Origin of the sequence: Streptomyces sp. HNM0575, from assembly GCF_012726265.1 — a bacterium.
Classification (GTDB): Bacteria; Actinomycetota; Actinomycetes; order Streptomycetales; family Streptomycetaceae; genus Streptomyces.
The window spans coordinates 68,360-84,914 of sequence record NZ_JAASAG010000007.1; the positions used below are offsets into that span (position 1 = coordinate 68,360).

General features: G+C 69.7%; 15 protein-coding genes and 1 riboswitch. Of the genes, 11 read left to right on the top strand and 4 right to left on the bottom strand.

Annotated elements, in window-relative coordinates; genetic code table 11:
* Nucleotides 1-221: 221 nt before the first annotated feature.
* Nucleotides 222-1,703, bottom strand: a complete 1,482-nt coding sequence (locus HCC61_RS17785; RefSeq protein ID WP_169136480.1) for a cysteine desulfurase/sulfurtransferase TusA family protein — start codon at nt 1,701-1,703, stop codon at nt 222-224.
* Between the two features lie 303 nt (nt 1,704-2,006).
* Here HCC61_RS17785 and coxB point away from each other — a divergent pair, with 303 nt between their 5' ends.
* The 4 genes from coxB to HCC61_RS17805 all read left to right on the top strand — a co-directional run bounded on the left by coxB (nt 2,007) and on the right by HCC61_RS17805 (nt 6,452).
* Nucleotides 2,007-2,945: a cytochrome c oxidase subunit II gene (gene coxB, locus HCC61_RS17790; protein WP_169136963.1), complete on the top strand. Its 939-nt coding sequence runs from the start codon at nt 2,007-2,009 to the stop codon at nt 2,943-2,945.
* On the top strand, nt 2,942-4,672 hold the full coding sequence (gene ctaD / locus HCC61_RS17795; RefSeq protein WP_169136481.1) for a cytochrome c oxidase subunit I: 1,731 nt from the start codon (nt 2,942-2,944) through the stop codon (nt 4,670-4,672). Before coxB ends, ctaD begins: the two co-directional genes overlap by 4 nt.
* Entirely contained in the window at nt 4,669-5,067 is a 399-nt protein-coding gene (locus tag HCC61_RS17800; RefSeq protein ID WP_169136482.1) for a cytochrome c oxidase subunit 4, read from the top strand. The genes ctaD and HCC61_RS17800 overlap by 4 nt, the downstream gene beginning before the upstream one ends.
* 113 nt (nt 5,068-5,180) lie before the next feature.
* Nucleotides 5,181-6,452: an Ig-like domain-containing protein gene (locus HCC61_RS17805; RefSeq protein ID WP_169136483.1), complete on the top strand. Its 1,272-nt coding sequence runs from the start codon at nt 5,181-5,183 to the stop codon at nt 6,450-6,452.
* 126 nt (nt 6,453-6,578) lie between these two features.
* On the opposite strand, the gene HCC61_RS17810 is transcribed toward HCC61_RS17805, so the two are convergent.
* Nucleotides 6,579-6,995, bottom strand: coding sequence for a hypothetical protein (locus tag HCC61_RS17810; protein ID WP_169136484.1), 417 nt, complete (start codon nt 6,993-6,995; stop codon nt 6,579-6,581).
* A 175-nt stretch (nt 6,996-7,170) separates the two neighbouring features.
* On the opposite strand from HCC61_RS17810, the gene HCC61_RS17815 reads away from it, so the two are divergent.
* The 6 genes from HCC61_RS17815 (at nt 7,171) to HCC61_RS17840 (ending at nt 15,046) form a co-directional block, all read left to right on the top strand.
* Nucleotides 7,171-7,806: a heme-copper oxidase subunit III gene (locus HCC61_RS17815; RefSeq protein WP_169136485.1), complete on the top strand. Its 636-nt coding sequence runs from the start codon at nt 7,171-7,173 to the stop codon at nt 7,804-7,806.
* Nucleotides 7,807-7,898: 92 nt separating this feature from the next.
* Nucleotides 7,899-8,711 (top strand): c-type cytochrome, encoded by an 813-nt coding sequence (locus HCC61_RS17820; RefSeq protein WP_169136486.1) that lies wholly within the window; start codon nt 7,899-7,901, stop codon nt 8,709-8,711.
* The gene (locus HCC61_RS17825; protein WP_169136487.1) at nt 8,708-9,775 is read left to right on the top strand and encodes a Rieske 2Fe-2S domain-containing protein; all 1,068 of its coding nucleotides are present in this window, start codon (nt 8,708-8,710) and stop codon (nt 9,773-9,775) included. The genes HCC61_RS17820 and HCC61_RS17825 overlap by 4 nt, the downstream gene beginning before the upstream one ends.
* A complete protein-coding gene (locus HCC61_RS17830; RefSeq protein WP_169136488.1) occupies nt 9,772-11,406 on the top strand; it encodes a ubiquinol-cytochrome c reductase cytochrome b subunit in 1,635 nt (544 codons plus the stop codon). The genes HCC61_RS17825 and HCC61_RS17830 overlap by 4 nt, the downstream gene beginning before the upstream one ends.
* A 394-nt stretch (nt 11,407-11,800) precedes the next feature.
* Entirely contained in the window at nt 11,801-12,934 is a 1,134-nt protein-coding gene (gene trpD / locus HCC61_RS17835; protein ID WP_169136489.1) for an anthranilate phosphoribosyltransferase, read from the top strand.
* Between the two features lie 174 nt (nt 12,935-13,108).
* Nucleotides 13,109-13,228: riboswitch (SAM riboswitch) on the top strand.
* Between the two features lie 309 nt (nt 13,229-13,537).
* The gene (locus HCC61_RS17840; protein WP_169136964.1) at nt 13,538-15,046 is read left to right on the top strand and encodes an aminotransferase class V-fold PLP-dependent enzyme; all 1,509 of its coding nucleotides are present in this window, start codon (nt 13,538-13,540) and stop codon (nt 15,044-15,046) included.
* A gap of 40 nt (nt 15,047-15,086) precedes the next feature.
* Here the strand turns inward: HCC61_RS17840 and HCC61_RS17845 are convergent, their stop codons facing one another.
* Both HCC61_RS17845 and HCC61_RS17850 read right to left on the bottom strand, forming a co-directional pair.
* Nucleotides 15,087-15,368: an Lrp/AsnC ligand binding domain-containing protein gene (locus HCC61_RS17845; protein ID WP_169136490.1), complete on the bottom strand. Its 282-nt coding sequence runs from the start codon at nt 15,366-15,368 to the stop codon at nt 15,087-15,089.
* Nucleotides 15,365-16,075, bottom strand: coding sequence for a rhomboid family intramembrane serine protease (locus HCC61_RS17850; protein WP_169136491.1), 711 nt, complete (start codon nt 16,073-16,075; stop codon nt 15,365-15,367). The genes HCC61_RS17845 and HCC61_RS17850 overlap by 4 nt, the downstream gene beginning before the upstream one ends.
* 157 nt (nt 16,076-16,232) lie before the next feature.
* Between HCC61_RS17850 and HCC61_RS17855 the strand changes: the two genes are divergently transcribed.
* Nucleotides 16,233-16,472 (top strand): hypothetical protein, encoded by a 240-nt coding sequence (locus HCC61_RS17855; protein WP_169136492.1) that lies wholly within the window; start codon nt 16,233-16,235, stop codon nt 16,470-16,472.
* The last annotated feature ends 83 nt before the right edge of the window (nt 16,473-16,555 follow it).

The following is a 16,555-nucleotide window of genomic DNA, read 5'->3' on the forward strand; positions in this document are numbered from 1 at the left end:
CCGAAGGCATCCGTACTCGGGCGCAGGTGAACGAGCTGCGCCGAGTGCGCACTTGTGACGTGCTGTGACGTGCTGACGCAGTCCGCGGACGGGCGGGGCGGCCAACCGGCTGCCCCGCCCGTCCGGTTGCAGGACCCGATGTACGGACCCGTCGTACGGACCTGTCGCACGGCCGGGCCCATCTGCCCCTTCGCCAGGGGGAGTCGGGCGGCCGGGCGCGGTCAGCTGAGGCGGCGCACCCTGAACTCCTCGCCGTCGGCACCCAGATACTCCTGTCCGCGCATCTCGCACCAGGCCGGGATGTCCACGCGGGCTGCCTCGTCGTCCGCGAGGACCCGGACGACACCGCCCAGGGGCACCTCGCCGATCACCTTGGCCAGTTCGATCACCGGGAGCGGGCAGAGCGAACCGAGCGCGTCGACCGTCACGGAGGGCTCGCCCGGCGCGTGAGCGGACGCGGACGCCCGTGCCCCCTCCGCTTCGGCTTCCGCTTCGAGTCCTGTCGCCGTCGCCGTCGCCGTCCCCGTCCGCGCCGTCCGCCTCTCCGGCGCACCGTTCCGCCCGCCGGGACCGGCCAGTTGCTCCCGCACCTCTCGTACGGCCTCCGGAAGGATCTCCAGGAAGCGCTCCACGTCCTCCTCCGCCGAACCGACGGACCCCGGCGGCAGCGACAGGCGGATGTTCCCCTCGGAGAGCACGCCCATCGCCCGCAGCACATGGCTCGGCGTCAGCGTGCTGGACGTGCACGACGAGCCCGAGGAGACCGAGAAGCCCTGCCGGTCCAGCGCGTGCAGCAGGGCCTCCCCGTCCACGTAAAGGCAGGAGAAGGTCACGAGGTTCGGCAGCCGCCGCACCGGGTCGCCGACGACCTCGACGTCCGGAACCGACTCCGGAACCCGGGCCCGCACCCGGTCCACCAGGGCGCGCAGCCGGGCCGCGGTCGCGTCCGCCTCCGCACGTACCGCGCGCAGCGACGCCGCCGCTGCCACGATCGCCGGAATGTTCTCGAAGCCCGAAGCCCGCCCCGACTCCCGCTCGTCAACGGGCGCGGGCGGCGCGAAACGTACCCCCTTGCGTACGGCCAGCAGCCCCACGCCCGGCGGCCCGCCCCACTTGTGCGCGCTGCCCGCGAGCAGCGACCAGGCGTCGCCGTGCCGGCCCCACGCCAGCGACTGGGCCGCGTCGACGAGGAGGGGAATGCCGGCGTCGGCGCACACCCCGGCCACCTCCGTGACGGGCTGCTCCGTACCCACCTCATGGTTGGCCGACTGGAGGCAGGCCAGCGCGGTGTCATCGCCGAGCGCCGCCCGGAAGCCCGCGGGCGCCGCACGGCCCGTGCGGTCGACGGGCACCTCGGTCACGAGTCCGCCCGCGGCCTCGTGGGCTGCGGCCGCGTGCAGGACCGCAGAGTGCTCGACCGCGGAGACCACCAGGCGCCGCCCCGCCCGGCGCCGCCCGGCGAGCGCGCCCGCGATGCCCGTGTGCAGGGCGCGGGTCCCCGACGTGGTGAACACCAGCTCATCCGGGCGGCATCCGACCGCCTCGGAGGCCGTCTCGCGCGCCGCGTCCAGCAGCATCCGGGCCCGCCGGCCCTCGCGGTGCAGCCGCGCGGGGTCGGCCCAGCCCTCGTCCAGCGCGGCGGTCAGCGCCTCGCGGGCGACGGGGTGCAGGGGTACGGAGGACGCGGCGTCGAAGTAGGGCACATGTGAACGCTAACGCGCTCCCGGCGCAGTACCGAGAGGACGCCGCCCGGCCCCGACAGGACGCCACAAGGCCGCTGTTGAGGGGTGCGCGGCGCGTTGGGGACCCTCCCAGCGAGGCCCTGAGAAGGGTCCAGTAAGGTTTGCCCCGCATAAACATCCAAACCCCTGCCCGCGCCAGGGCCCGCGCCCGACCAGCAAAACGGCCGAGCCGGTATCGGGCGGGCGAGACTCTCGGGAAGGCGCTACGTGAGTCCCAACGGCTCCGACCTCCCCCACCGCCCGAAGGGCGTGGGCGGTATCCCCATGTCGCGGCGCCCGATGCGGCGGAAGCTGCACCAGGCACTCGCAGCGGGCCTGGTCCTGGCGACCGCCACCGGTTGCACATACAAGGACTTTCCCCGCCTCGGCATGCCCACCCCGGTCACGGACGAGGCCCCGCGGATCCTTGCCCTCTGGCAGGGATCCTGGGCGGCGGCGCTCGCCGTGGGCGCTCTGGTCTGGGGCCTGATCGTTTGGAGCGTGGTCTTCCACCGGCGTTCCAGGACCAAGGTGGAGGTCCCCCCGCAGACCCGGTACAACATGCCCATCGAGGCTCTGTACACGGTGGTCCCGATCATCATCGTGGCGGTGCTCTTCTACTTCACCGCGCGGGACGAGACCAAGCTCCTGGCCACGACGAAGAAGCCCGACCACGTCGTCAACGTGGTGGGCTTCCAGTGGAGCTGGGGCTTCAACTACATCGAGGACGTGGACGGCAAGGCCTCCACGTCCAACACCGGTGACAAGGAACTCTCCGCCATCCCGGACCGGATGAGGACGACCTTCCCCAAGGGCGCCGACGGCGTATACACCGTCGGGACACCGGCCGAGCGCAATCCGCAGACGGGGGACCCGGGCCCCACGCTCTGGCTGCCCAAGGGCGAGACGGTGCAGTTCATCCTCACCTCCCGCGACGTCATCCACTCCTTCTGGACGGTGGCGTTCCTGATGAAGCAGGACGTACTCCCCGGTCACGTCAACCGGTTCGAGGTGACTCCCAACAAGGAGGGCACCTACAAGGGCAAGTGCGCCGAACTGTGCGGCGTCGACCACTCCAGGATGCTCTTCAACGTGAAGGTCGTTTCCCCTGAGCGCTACCAGAAGCATCTGAAGGACCTGGCCCAGAAGGGCCAGACCGGCTACATCCCGTCGGGCACCGCCACCACCGGCGACGCCAGGAATGCGGAGACGAATAACCCGTGAGCATCCTCAACGAATCCAAGGGTGCCGCCGCGACGGCCGAGGCAGCACCGCCCGTACGCCAGAAGACGCCCGGCGCCATGCTGGTCGACTGGGCCACCACGACCGACCACAAGAAGATCGGGACGCTGTACTTCGTCACGTCCTTCGCCTTCTTCCTGCTCGGCGGCGTGATGGCGCTGTTCATGCGCGCGGAGCTCGCGCGGCCCGGCATCCAGGTCATGTCGAGCGAGCAGTTCAACCAGGCGTTCACCATGCACGGCACGATCATGCTGCTGATGTTCGCCACCCCGCTCTTCGCGGGCTTCGCGAACTGGATCATGCCGCTCCAGATCGGCTCGCCCGATGTGGCCTTCCCGCGGCTGAACATGCTGGCGTACTGGTTCTACCTCTTCGGTTCGCTCATCGCCGTCGGCGGCTTCCTCACGCCGTCGGGCGCCGCGGACTTCGGCTGGTTCGCCTACTCGCCGCTCTCGGACGCGATCCGCTCTCCGGGCATCGGCGCCGACCTGTGGATCATGGGCCTGGCCCTCTCCGGATTCGGCACGATCCTCGGCTCCGTCAACTTCATCACCACCATCATCTGCATGCGCGCGCCCGGCATGACGATGTTCCGGATGCCGATCTTCACCTGGAACGTGCTGCTCACCGGTGTGCTGGTGCTGCTGGCCTTCCCGGTGCTGGCCGCCGCGCTGTTCGCCCTGGAGGCCGACCGCAAGTTCGGGGCGCACGTCTTCGACGCGGCCAACGGAGGTGCGCTGCTGTGGCAGCACCTCTTCTGGTTCTTCGGCCATCCAGAGGTCTACATCATCGCGTTGCCGTTCTTCGGCATCATCTCCGAGGTCATCCCGGTCTTCAGCCGCAAGCCGATGTTCGGCTACATCAGCCTCATCGGCGCGACGATCGCCATCGCCGGCCTCTCGGTCACGGTCTGGGCGCACCACATGTACGTCACGGGCGGGGTGCTGCTGCCCTTCTTCGCGTTCATGACGTTCCTGATCGCGGTGCCCACGGGCGTGAAGTTCTTCAACTGGGTCGGCACGATGTGGAAGGGCTCGCTGTCCTTCGAGACACCGATGCTCTGGGCGATCGGCTTCCTCGTCACGTTCCTCTTCGGTGGTCTGACCGGCGTCATCCTGGCGTCGCCGCCGATGGACTTCCACGTCTCCGACACGTACTTCGTGGTGGCGCACTTCCACTACGTGGTGTTCGGGACGGTCGTCTTCGCGATGTTCGCCGGCTTCCACTTCTGGTGGCCGAAGTTCACCGGGAAGATCCTCGACGAGCGTCTCGGCAAGATCACCTTCTGGACGCTGTTCACCGGCTTCCACGGCACCTTCCTCGTCCAGCACTGGCTGGGCGCCGAGGGCATGCCGCGCCGCTACGCCGACTATCTGGCAGCGGACGGCTTCACCGCCCTCAACACCGTCTCGACGATCAGCTCGTTCGTACTGGGCCTTTCGGTCCTGCCGTTCCTCTACAACGTCTGGAAGACGGCCAAGTACGGAAAGCCGGTCGGCACCGACGACCCGTGGGGCTACGGCCGCTCTCTCGAGTGGGCGACGACCTGCCCGCCCCCGCGGCACAACTTCCTCCAGCTGCCGCGGATCCGTTCCGAGTCCCCGGCCTTCGACCTCCACTACCCGGAGGTCGCCGCGCTCGACCAGCTCGGTGAGCAGCAGGCCGCGGGCACCAAGACGCTCGTCGGCGGTAAGGAGGAGTCGAAGTGAAGGTCCAGGGCAAGATGTTCCTCGGCCTGGCGGTCTTCCTGCTCGCCACGGCCATCGTCTACGGCGCCTGGTCGAAGGAGCCCGTCGGCACGACCGGGCTGTTCCTCGCCTTCGGCCTCGCGGTGATGATCGGCTACTACCTGGCCTTCACCGCGCGCCGCGTGGACGCCGGCGCGCAGGACAACAAGGAGGCCGAGGTAGCGGACGACGCCGGCGAGGTCGGGTTCTTCAGCCCGCACAGCTGGCAGCCGCTCGCTCTCGGGCTCGGGGCCGCCTTCGGCTTCCTGGGCGTGGCCTTCGGCTGGTGGGTGGTCTTCGTATCGGCGCCGCTGCTGTTCGTGGGCCTCTTCGGCTGGGTCTTCGAGTACTACCACGGCGAGAATCGCACCCAGTAAGGCTCCAGGCGGAAGCAGTCCGCAAACAGGCCGGGCCCCGGTGATCACCGGGGCCCGACCCGTTTGCATGCGCCCAACAGGCCCTGAAACGGGACGTTTCCTACCTTGGGCCTATGAATCACTCTTCGAACAGGACGAAGCGCCGGATCTCCGCCGGCTGTGCCCTGACCCTCGCGCCCCTGGCCGTCGGACTCTCCGCGTGCAGCGTCGGCAGCAGCGGCAACCCCCTCGCGGGAGCCCCGTACGACGCGAGCAACCAGATATCCGTCAGCGCGGGCGAGGAAGGGTCCGTCGTCGACCCCTCCAAGCCCCTCGAAGTGACCGCCACCGGCGACGAAGGCCGGATAACCGACGTGACCGCCGTCGACACCGCGGGGCGCTTCCTCAGCGGCAGGCTCTCCGAGGACGGCACCCGCTGGCGCAGCACCTCCGACCTCGCCGCGGGCGTCCGCTACACCGTCCGTATCAGCACCGAGAACGGCTCCGGCGAGCAGGGGCGCCGGACGCTCAACTTCCAGACCAAGCCCGCGCACGCCAAGAGGCTCGGCGTCACCTTCGGGCCCGACAGCGGCACCTACGGCGTCGGCCAGCCCATCACCGCCGAGCTGAGCCACAAGATCAAGGGCGCCAAGCAGCGCAAGCTCGTCGAGGGCGCGCTCATCGTGAAGTCCTCCCCGCACGTCGAGGGCTCCTGGCACTGGGTGGACAGCAAGGAGCTGCACTTCCGCCCCAAGGAGTACTGGCCCGCACACTCGACGGTCAGCGTCCGCTCCCGCCTGAAGGGCCTGAAGATCCGCGAGGGCCTCTACGGGGACAAGGCCAAGCCCGTCAAGCTGAAGACCGGCGACCGGGTGGAGGCGCTCGCGGACGCCTCGGGCCTGTCGATGAAGTTCAGCAAGAACGGCAAGGTCATCAAGGAGATGCCGATCACCACGGGCAAGGCCGGGTTCGAGACCCGCAACGGAACGAAGGTGATCCTGGGCCGCGAGGCGTATGTCCGCATGCGAAGCGGCAGCGTCGGGATCGGCGGCGGCGAGTCCTACGACCTGGGAGTCCACTGGGCCTCGCGGCTCACCTGGAGCGGCGAGTACGTGCACGCCGCCCCGTGGTCCTCCGGCTCGCACGGCGTCTCCAACAGCAGCCACGGCTGCACCGGCATGAGCACCGAGAACGCCCAGTGGTTCTTCGAGCACGTGCGCCCGGGCGTCCCCGTGAAGTACGTCAACTCCGACGGCGACGAGATGGCGCCCTTCGGGAACGGCTTCGGCGACTGGAACCTGTCGTGGCCGAAGTGGAAGTCGGGCAGTGCGCTGCTGCGCGGCAGCCAGGACCAGGACGCCGTGGGCTCGGCGACCGGGGTGAGCAGACTCCGCCCCCAGGTGTGACGGCGTCCGGTCCGGCACGGGGCCCGGACGATCACCGGCACCGGCACCAGTTCCCCGGCACCACCCGGCCGGTACCGGCACCGGTCACCGGGCGGCCGGCCGGAGGATCACCACCGGCCAGGGAGGTCAGAGCGGCTGCACCTGCGGCTCGGCCCCGTCGTTCTCCCGGAGCAGCCCGGCCAGGGCGCCCGCGAGGGCCACGGGGTCGATGGGGTGCGACACGGCGGCCTCCGCGCGGCTCCAGGACGCCAGCCAGGCGTCCTGGGGGCGGCCGATCAGCAGCAGCACGGGAGGGCAGTCGAAGATCTCGTCCTTGATCTGCCGGCATACGCCCATGCCGCCCGCGGGAGCGGTCTCACCGTCGAGCACGCACACGTCGATGCGGTGCTTCTCCAGCGTGGAGATGACCGCGGGGAGGGTCGCGCACTCCACGTACTCGACGGGCGGCACGTCGGCGGCGGGACGGCGGCCGGCGGCGAGCCGGACCTGCTCGCGGGTGTCTGCGTTGTCGCTGTAGACCAGCACCGTGGCGGTCGGCTGCATCGTTCCTCCGCTGGACGTCTCGCACGTGATCACGTAGCGGCAAAGGAAGCCGCAGCGCGGATGTTACTCCCTCGCCCCGTTCGTCAACACCGCTCCCCATGCCCGCGGGAGAGGCCTGTTCAAGCTGGACACGGGTCCCGGACACACCGAACGGCACCCCGCCAGCAGGGGCCGTATGAGCGACCGACATAATGTCGGCGTGGCGACAGCAACAGCAGTAGAAACCGGGCACGCGCACCCGTCGGTCAACAGGCCGAACCTCACCAGCGTCGGAACCATCATCTGGCTGAGTTCCGAGCTGATGTTCTTCGCGGCCCTCTTCGCGATGTACTTCACCCTTCGGTCCGTGACGGGTGCGGACTTCTGGAAGGAACACGCCGACGCGCTGAACGTGCCCTTCTCGGCGGTGAACACCACGATCCTGGTGCTCTCTTCGCTCACCTGCCAGCTCGGTGTGTTCGCAGCCGAGCGCGGTGACGTGAAGAAGCTCCGGGGCTGGTTCATCATCACGTTCGTCATGGGCGCGATCTTCATCGGCGGCCAGATCTTCGAGTACACGGAGCTGGTGGAGAAGGACGGCATCTCGCTCTCCTCGGATCCCTACGGATCGGTGTTCTACCTGACCACCGGCTTCCACGGGATGCACGTCACGGGTGGTCTGATCGCGTTCCTGCTCCTGCTCGGCAGGACGTACGCGGCCAAGCGCTTCACCCATCAGCAGGCCACTGCGGCCATCGTCGTGTCCTACTACTGGCACTTCGTCGATGTCGTCTGGATCGGCCTCTTCGCCACGATCTACCTGATCAAGTAGCTGATCGGGCGCCGGTGGCGCGAGCGCGCGCCGGACAGTGACAGACAAAAGCAGAAGCATCGACGCAGAAGATCCTGACACCGGGGTAATCCGTGAAAAAGCTCTCCGCACGACGGCGCCATCCGCTGGCGGCGCTCGTCGTTCTCATCTTCGCGCTGGCGGCCACCGGGGGGCTGTACGCCGCGTTCGCTCCCGCCGGTGAGGCCAAGGCCGACCAGTCGTCGAGCCAGTCCCTCGCCATCGAGGAGGGCAAGAGGCTCTACGACGTCGGCTGTTCCAGCTGCCACGGTACCGGCGGCCAGGGCACCAGCGACGGCCCGAGCCTGGTGGGCGTCGGCTCCGCCGCCGTGGACTTCCAGGTCGGCACCGGCCGCATGCCCGCGCAGCAGCCGGGCGCCCAGGTGCCGAAGAAGAAGAGGATCTACAGCGAGCACGAGGTGGACCAACTCGCCGCCTACGTCGCTTCGTTGGGCGCGGGCCCGATCAAGCCCACCAAGAGCCAGTACGACCCGAGCGGTGCGGACGTCGCCAGGGGCGGGGAGCTCTTCCGCACCAACTGCGCGCAGTGCCACAATTTCACAGGTGAGGGCGGTGCCCTGACCCACGGCAAGTACGCGCCGAACCTCAACGACGCCGATCCCAAGCACGTCTACGAGGCGATGCAGACCGGCCCGCAGAACATGCCGTCCTTCCCGGACAAGGTGATGCCGCAGCAGGACAAGCGGGATGTCGCCGCGTACTTGAAGGCGGTGAACAGCAAGGAGTCCGACAGCCCCGGCGGTTACAAGCTCGGCGGCCTCGGCCCGGTCATCGAGGGCCTGTTCGCCTGGATCTTCGGCCTCGGCGTCCTCATCCTCGTCGCCATCTGGGTCGCAGCCCGGACCGCAAAGGCCAAGAAGTCATGAGCGAGACTGGATCACACGAGAACGTGTCAGAGAAGAACCTGCCGAGTCAGCAGGAAAACGGTCACGGCACGCTGGCCGTCGCGGACGATCCGTTCGCCGACCCGGGAATGCCGCCCCACGAGCCGCGGATCCAGGACATCGACGAGCGGGCAGCCAAGCGCTCCGAGCGCGTCGTGGCGATGCTCTTCACCGTGTCGATGCTGGCCACGCTCGCCTTCATCGCGAGCTTCGTGCTCATCCCCGTCGACAAGATCATCTATGTGTGGCCGGCGGGACGCATCGGCGGGCTGAACTTCGCGCTCGGCACGACGCTCGGCGTCGCGCTCTTCTGCATCGGCGCGGGCGCGGTCCACTGGGCGCGCACTCTGATGTCCGACCACGAGCTGGTCGACGAGCGGCACGCCGTCTCCGCCGAGCCGGAGACCCGCGCGAAGGTCATGGAGGACTTCGCGCAGGGCGCCAAGGAGTCGGGTCTGGGGCGGCGTTCGCTCATCCGCAAGACCATGTTCGGGGCGCTGACCCTCTTGCCGCTGTCCGGCGTCGTGCTCCTGCGTGACCTGGGGCCGCTGCCCGAGGACAAGCTGACCCACACGCTGTGGACCAAGGGCAAGCTGCTGGTCAACGAGAACACCCAGGAGCCGCTGCGTCCCGAGGACATCAGCGTCGGCTCGCTGACCTTCGCCATGCCCGAGGGCCTGGAGGAGAAGGACGAGGACTTCCAGCAGCAGATCGCCAAGGCCGCGCTGATGCTCGTACGGCTGGAGCCGGACGACATCAAGGACAAGCGGGAGCTGGACTGGTCCCACGAGGGGATCGTCGCCTACTCCAAGATCTGCACCCATGTCGGCTGTCCCGTCAGCCTCTACGAGCAGCAGACGCACCATGTGCTCTGCCCGTGCCACCAGTCGACCTTCGACCTGTCGGACGGTGCACGAGTGATCTTCGGCCCGGCCGGCCACGCGCTGCCGCAGCTGAAGATCAGCGTCAACAACGACGGATTCCTCGAGGCGCAGGGCGACTTCGAAGAACCCGTGGGCCCGGCCTACTGGGAGCGTCGAGCATGAGTACAGCAACCGAGACCACCGCCCCGAAGCGCAAGGCACCCGCCGGCGAGCGGGTCGCGGACTGGGCCGACGGCCGCCTGGGCATCTACACCCTGGCCAAGGCCAACATGCGCAAGATCTTCCCGGACCACTGGTCCTTCATGCTGGGTGAGGTCGCGCTCTACAGCTTCATCATCATCATCCTGACCGGCGTGTACCTGACGTTGTTCTTCCACCCGTCGATGAACGAGGTGGAGTACCACGGCAGTTACGTGCCGATGCAGGGCGTGCGGATGTCGGAGGCGTTCGCCTCCACGCTGGACATCAGCTTCGACGTCCGCGGCGGTCTGCTCGTACGGCAGATCCACCACTGGGCGGCGCTGATCTTCCTCGGCGCGATGTTCGTGCACATGATGCGCGTCTTCTTCACCGGGGCCTTCCGCAAGCCGCGCGAGATCAACTGGCTGTTCGGCTTCCTGCTGTTCGTGCTGGGGATGTTCACCGGCTTCACCGGCTACTCGCTGCCGGACGACCTGCTGTCGGGCACCGGCGTGCGGTTCATGGAGGGCGCGATCCTCTCCATGCCGATCATCGGCACGTACATGTCGATGTTCCTGTTCGGCGGGGAGTTCCCGGGGCACGACTTCGTCGCGCGGTTCTTCTCGATCCACGTACTGCTGCTGCCCGGCATCATGCTGGGCCTGCTGGTGGCGCACCTGATCCTGGTCTTCTACCACAAGCACACGCAGTTCGCCGGTCCCGGCCGTACGAACAAGAACGTGGTCGGAATGCCGCTGCTGCCGGTCTACATGGCCAAGGCGGGAGGCTTCTTCTTCCTCGTCTTCGGCGTCATCTCGGTCATCGCGGCGACGTTCACGGTCAACCCGATCTGGGTGCTCGGGCCTTACCGGCCGGACCAGGTGTCGACCAACGCACAGCCCGACTGGTACATGGGCTTCTCCGAGGGGCTGATCCGCGTCATGCCCGGCTGGGAGATCCATCTGTGGGGCCACACGCTTGTGATGGGCGTGTTCATCCCGCTGATGGTCTTCCCACTGGTGCTGGCGGCGATCGCGGTCTATCCGTTCATCGAGTCGTGGGTGACGGGCGACAAACGCGAGCACCATCTCGCCGACCGGCCGCGGAACGCCCCGACCCGTACGGCGTTCGGCGCTGCCTGGCTCGCCTGGTACACGGTGATGCTGATCGGCGGCGGCAACGACCTCGTGGCCACGCACTTCGACCTGTCGATCAACTCGATCACATGGTTCGTGCGCATCGCCTTCTTCGCGGTACCGGTGATCGTCTTCTTCGTGACCCGGCGCGCCTGTCTCGGACTTCAGCGCCGCGACAGGGAGAAGGTGCTGCACGGGCGGGAGTCCGGGATCATCAAGCGGCTGCCGCACGGCGAGTTCATCGAGGTGCACGAGCAGCTCTCGCAGGAGCAGCTGCACACCCTCACGGCGCACGACCAGCACAAGCCGTACGAGGCGGGCCCCGAGGTCGACGAGAACGGCGTCCAGCGGAAGGTCGGCCGCGGCCAGAAGCTGCGTGCCCGGCTCTCCAGGGGCTACTACGGCGAGCAGGCTCAGATCCCCAAGCCGACCGCCGACGAGTACAAGGAGCTCACGAGCGGCCACGGCCACCACTGAGCGGCCAGCCGCTCGGCGCACGGCGACGCCTCGGCGTCCCGGAGCGGACGAGAGGCCTCCGGCATGACGAGGGGCCGGGCCTTCCCGTACGGGAGGGTCCGGCCCCTCGCGTATGTCCGCCTCCTCTGCCGGGCCCTCCCGCGTGCGGCCGCTCCCCGCGCGCTCCCGTCCCGCACGCTCCCGTCCCGTACGACGGCCGTGCCGGAAACGGATCGCTTGGCCCGGGGCGTCTGCCGCTAGGGTGGGGGTCGGCCGGGCCCGGCAGCCCGTGCCGTCCCCCACGCCACGCCGTATCCCCGCATGCCCGACCGGTGCGTCGCAGTACCGCCGGGACGGCGATGCACCGGTTCCGGCCTTCCGGCCTCCGACCGACAAGAAGACCTCAGGAGGGATCATGAGTGCCGTTCCGTCTGCCGGCTCTCCGTCCCCCAGCGCCTCCGGCCTGGGCGGGACCCCCACCGGAGCCTCCGGCCCGGGTGGCGCTCCCGGGGGTCACCACACCTGGCCCGACGTGCTGACGTCGCTGCTCGCGGGGGAGGACCTCACCTCCGACGCGACCGCGTGGGCCATGGACCACATCATGAGCGGCGAGGCCACCGACGCCCAGATCGCGGGCTTCGCGGTGGCGCTCCGCGCCAAGGGCGAGACGGTCGGGGAGATCGCCGGTCTCGTACGGGCGATGTACGAGCACGCCAACGTGATCGAGGTGCCCGGCCCGACGGTGGACATCGTCGGCACGGGCGGCGACAGGGCGCGTACGGTCAACATCTCCACGATGTCCGCGATCGTCGTCGCCGGATGCGGTGCGAAGGTCGTCAAGCACGGCAACCGGGCGGCGTCGAGCGCGAGCGGGGCCACGGACGTGCTGGAAAAGCTGGGCGTCAACCTGGAGTTGAGCCCGCAGCGGGTCGCCGAGGTGGCCGACGAGGCCGGGATCACGTTCTGCTTCGCGGTGAGGTTCCACCCGTCGCTGCGCCATGTGGCCAATGCGCGGGGCGAGTTGGGCATCCCCACCTCGTTCAACTTTCTCGGTCCGCTGACGAACCCCGCGCGGGTGCAGGCCCAGGCGACGGGAGTCGCCAACGCCCGCATGGCGCCCATCATGGCGGGCGTTCTGGCCGAACGCGGCTCCTCGGCGCTGGTGTTCCGCGGTGACGACGGCCTGGACGAGCTGACGACCACCGCGACGTCCACGGTGTGGGTCGTACGGGACGGAGCGGTGCGCGAGGAGTCCTTCGACCCGCGGGACGTCGGGCTGGAGATCGTGCCCGTCGAGGCGCTGCGGGGCGCCGACGCCGCCTACAACGCCGACGTGGCCCGCCGTCTCCTGGACGGCGAGCACGGGCCGGTGCGCGACGCGGTGCTCCTCAACTCGGCGGCGGCGCTCGTCGCGCTGGAGCCGGACGCCGCGGGCGATGTCCCGCTGACCGCTCAGATCGGCGAGGCCATGGAGCGGGCAGCCGAGTCCGTCGACAGCGGTGCCGCCCGTGCCGCGCTCGACCGCTGGGTGACGGCCAGCCACAAGTGACGTCCCGCTGCCGCCGGTTGGGACCCCTGCCTCTTCCTGGGCCTCCGGTCCGGGGCGTACCGCCTCCGGTCCGGGTCGTACCGCGGGTCGTACGCCGGGTCTGTCCGGGAAGGTCTGTCCGGGATACGGACGGCCGGACAGGGCCGGCGGCACCGTGTGCCATACTCACCGCCAGGTCACGAGCGACAGCGATGAAGGCCCCGGCCCGCTGTCCGGCAACCCTCCTTCCGTGGTGGGGTGCCCCGGGTGATGACCGGGCCGCACGACAGCAGGGTCGAGCGGCAAGCACGGATCCCTCTCCACCTCGCCCGCGGGCGGGGCGGCCGACGGCCAGGGGTCCCTGGTCTTCGAGGGAGTCATCGCATGAGCCTGCTCACGGCGTCCGTTTACGACCGCGTCTCCGTTTCCGGGAGCGCTGCCGGGCCCACGACGGAGTCCGGACAGTCCGGGTCCATCACTGAGCCCGGGTCCACGACACAGTCCGGGTCCACGACGCAGTCCGGGACCACCACACACTCCGGGGCCACGACCGGATCGGGTCCCGCCGCTTCCGGAACCGTCCCCTGTGGGGCGCCGGGTGCCTCCGTCCGGCCGGCCGGGCCGCTGCCGGTACTCGGCCTGGACGTACTCGCCCCCCTCGTGACGGGCGGTGAACTCCCTTACGCCGCACTGGACTACGCCGCCAGCGCACCCGTGCTGCGCAGCGTCTGGGACGACGTCGCCGCCTACGCCCCGTACTACGGCAGCGTGCACCGGGGAGCCGGTCATCTCTCCCAGCACTCCACCGCGATCTTCGAGAAGAGCAGGGAGACGGTGGCGCGCTTCCTGGGCTGCCGTGAGTCGGACGAGGTCGTCTTCACCCGCTCCACCACCGATTCGCTGAACCTGCTGGCGTCCGCACTGCCCGAGGGCACCCGCGTCTTCGTCTTCGAGACCGAGCACCACGCCGCGCTGCTCCCGTGGTCCGGCGCCGGGGCGGCCACCGTCTTCCTGGACGCGCCGCGCTCGCCCCGTGCCGCCGTCGAGACGCTGGAGCGTGCGCTGAGCGCGGCGCCCGAGGGCCCGAAGCTGGTGTGCGTGACCGGGGCTTCGAACGTCACGGGGGAGATCTGGCCCGTACGGAGCCTGGCCGCCGCAGCGCACCGGCACGGGGCACGCATCGTGCTCGACGCCGCCCAGCTGGCACCGCACCGGCCCGTGCACATCGGCGAACTGGACGTCGACTGGGTCGCGTTCTCCGGTCACAAGCTGTACGCGCCATTCGGCGCCGGGGTGCTGGCGGGACGCTCCGACTGGCTGCACGCGGCGGAGCCCTATCTGGCGGGCGGCGGCGCCAGCCGCAAGGTCGCGCGGACGTCGGACGGCAGCGTGACGGCGGAGTGGCAGACCGGGCCCGCGCGCCACGAGGCGGGGTCGCCGAACGTCATCGGCGCATACGCGGTGGCCTCCGCCTGCCGGGCGCTGAGCGGCGCCGGGTTCGACGAACTGGCCGCGCGGGAGCGGGAGTTGACGGACCGGCTGCTGGCCGGGCTGGGGGAGGTGCCGCAGGTGAGGGTGCTCTCCCTCTTCGGCGCCGACGACGAGAGCCACGGCACCCGCACCGCCACCGCCACCGGCACCCGCACCGGCACTCGCGCCACCGATGCCCGCGCCACCGACGCCGCCTCCGACATCCCGGCCGGAGCCACCCCCTCCGCGGCCGAACACCGGGTCGGCGTCGTCTCCTTCACCGTCGAGGGCTGGAACAGCTCGCACCTGGCCGCCGCGCTCTCCGCCGAGTACGGGATCGGCGTACGCGACGGCCTCTTCTGCGCTCACCCGTTGCTGGGCGCCCTGCTCGGCTCCGGCAGCGAGGACCCCGGCGAGTGCGGCGCTTCCGAGGGGCGGTCCCTGAACGCCGTACGGGTCAGCATCGGCGCCGGCACCCCCGACGAGCACGTGGAGCGGTTCGTACGAGCGGTGCGTGAGCTGGTGCGTGACGGCGCCAGGTGGCGCTACCGCACGGAGGACGGACGCTGCATACCGGAGCCCCCGGAGACCCGGCAGGCGCCGGAGGGTTCGCGGACGCCGGGGCGGCCACCGGAGTCCGCTGCCGCCCGCCCGGCGGTCTGACGTCAGCCGGCGCCGCGCGGCACGGCCGCGCGGCGCCCTGTCAGGCGTCCAGCCCGATGGCGAAGGCCGACTCCAGATCGTGCTGCGAGTACGTACGGAAGGCGATGTGCGTCTCCGTCGAGATCACGCCCGGCACCTTGCTGATCCGTCCCGGAATGACGTCGGCGAGGTCGTCGTGCTGCGCCACCCGCACCATCGCGATCAGATCGTGCGCACCGGTGACCGAGTAGACCTCGCTGACGCCTTCCAGCGCGGCGATCTGCTCGGCGATCTCGGGGATGCGTTCGGTGCTGGTCTTGATGAGCACGATCGAGGTGATCACGGTGTCGGCTCTCCCTGGGTCGCCGGAGCGGGCGTGCCCACTGTAGCCGTATGGAATCGGCGGAAACGCGCCCATGCGTAGAGGAAGCCGAGGGTGAAGCCGACGACGTGGGCGAGGTAGGCGACGCCCGGCCCGTCGGCGTCGCCGCGTGCCGCGATCCACTGGAGCGTGAGCCAGAAGACCAGCACCACCCAGGCCGGGAAGCGCAGCGGCAGGAAGTACAGGAACGGGAAGAGGCTGGTGACCCGGGCCGACGGGTGGAGATAGAGGAACGCGCCCAGCACTGCCGAGACCGCGCCCGACGCCCCCACCAGGGTCTCCGCCGACTGGTGGTGGGCCACCGCGTAGCAGAGCATGGCGATGTAGCCGGCGCACAGATAGCAGACGGCGAAGCGGAGGCTGCCCATCCGCGCTTCCACGGCAACGCCGAAGACGTGCAGAAAGAGCAGGTTGCCCAGCAGATGGAGCCAGCCCGCGTGCAGGAAGAGGGCGGTGAGCGGCGTGATGAAGGGGCGCGCGGCACCGCTCCACAGGGTGCGCGGCACGACGCCCCAGTGGTCGAAGTAGGCGGCCTGCGCCCGGTGCAGGGCCGCGCCCGTTCCGTAGCCCGGCAGGAAGCCCGAGGCCGGTCCGGTGAGGAAGATCACGGTGCACAGGAGGATGAGCGCACACGTAACGACGGGAAGCTTCGCGGAGGTGCGGTTCATGACGGTTCGGCCACTGGGCAGGCTCCTCGGGACGCGTGGTGTGCGGCAGGTCTTAGGGTTACGGCAGGCGATGCTGCGCTTTCGTCCGGTTACCGCGCGCACACGTGGTCGCACCGCACCGAAGCCCGTGAACGCTCGAAGGAATGAGGTCGAGACCATGACGGTCCCCAAGCCCACGGACGGCACCAGGTGGCGCTGCACTCTCTGCGGCAATCTGACGCGCTTCGACGTGACCCGCTCCAGCAAGGTCGTCGAGTACGTGCACCTGGACCTGGCCGGTGAGCCGCGGATCGAGGAGCAGGAGGTGCTCAGTGAGAGCATCGAATCCGTACGCTGCCGGTGGTGCGACGCCGCCGACCAGGTCGAGCTCGTGGAGCGGCCGGGCGCTCAAGTCTGAGGAACGGCAGGTGTGAACGGTGGTGGATGGGACTGCCGGCGGCCCGGGTCACGAGCCGCCGGCACCGGGCGACGGACCGGACC

Excerpts from the sequence above, each read along its gene's own strand:
- HCC61_RS17805 (WP_169136483.1), top strand. The coding sequence starts at position 5,181 with ATGAATCACTCTTCGAACAGGACGAAGCGCCGGATCTCCGCCGGCTGT.
- HCC61_RS17850 (WP_169136491.1), bottom strand. The coding sequence starts at position 16,075 with ATGAACCGCACCTCCGCGAAGCTTCCCGTCGTTACGTGTGCGCTCATC.
- HCC61_RS17855 (WP_169136492.1), top strand. The coding sequence starts at position 16,233 with ATGACGGTCCCCAAGCCCACGGACGGCACCAGGTGGCGCTGCACTCTC.
- HCC61_RS17825 (WP_169136487.1), top strand. The coding sequence starts at position 8,708 with ATGAGCGAGACTGGATCACACGAGAACGTGTCAGAGAAGAACCTGCCG.
- HCC61_RS17830 (WP_169136488.1), top strand. The coding sequence starts at position 9,772 with ATGAGTACAGCAACCGAGACCACCGCCCCGAAGCGCAAGGCACCCGCC.
- trpD (WP_169136489.1), top strand. The coding sequence starts at position 11,801 with ATGAGTGCCGTTCCGTCTGCCGGCTCTCCGTCCCCCAGCGCCTCCGGC.
- HCC61_RS17815 (WP_169136485.1), top strand. The coding sequence starts at position 7,171 with ATGAGCGACCGACATAATGTCGGCGTGGCGACAGCAACAGCAGTAGAA.
- coxB (WP_169136963.1), top strand. The coding sequence starts at position 2,007 with ATGTCGCGGCGCCCGATGCGGCGGAAGCTGCACCAGGCACTCGCAGCG.
- HCC61_RS17810 (WP_169136484.1), bottom strand. The coding sequence starts at position 6,995 with ATGCAGCCGACCGCCACGGTGCTGGTCTACAGCGACAACGCAGACACC.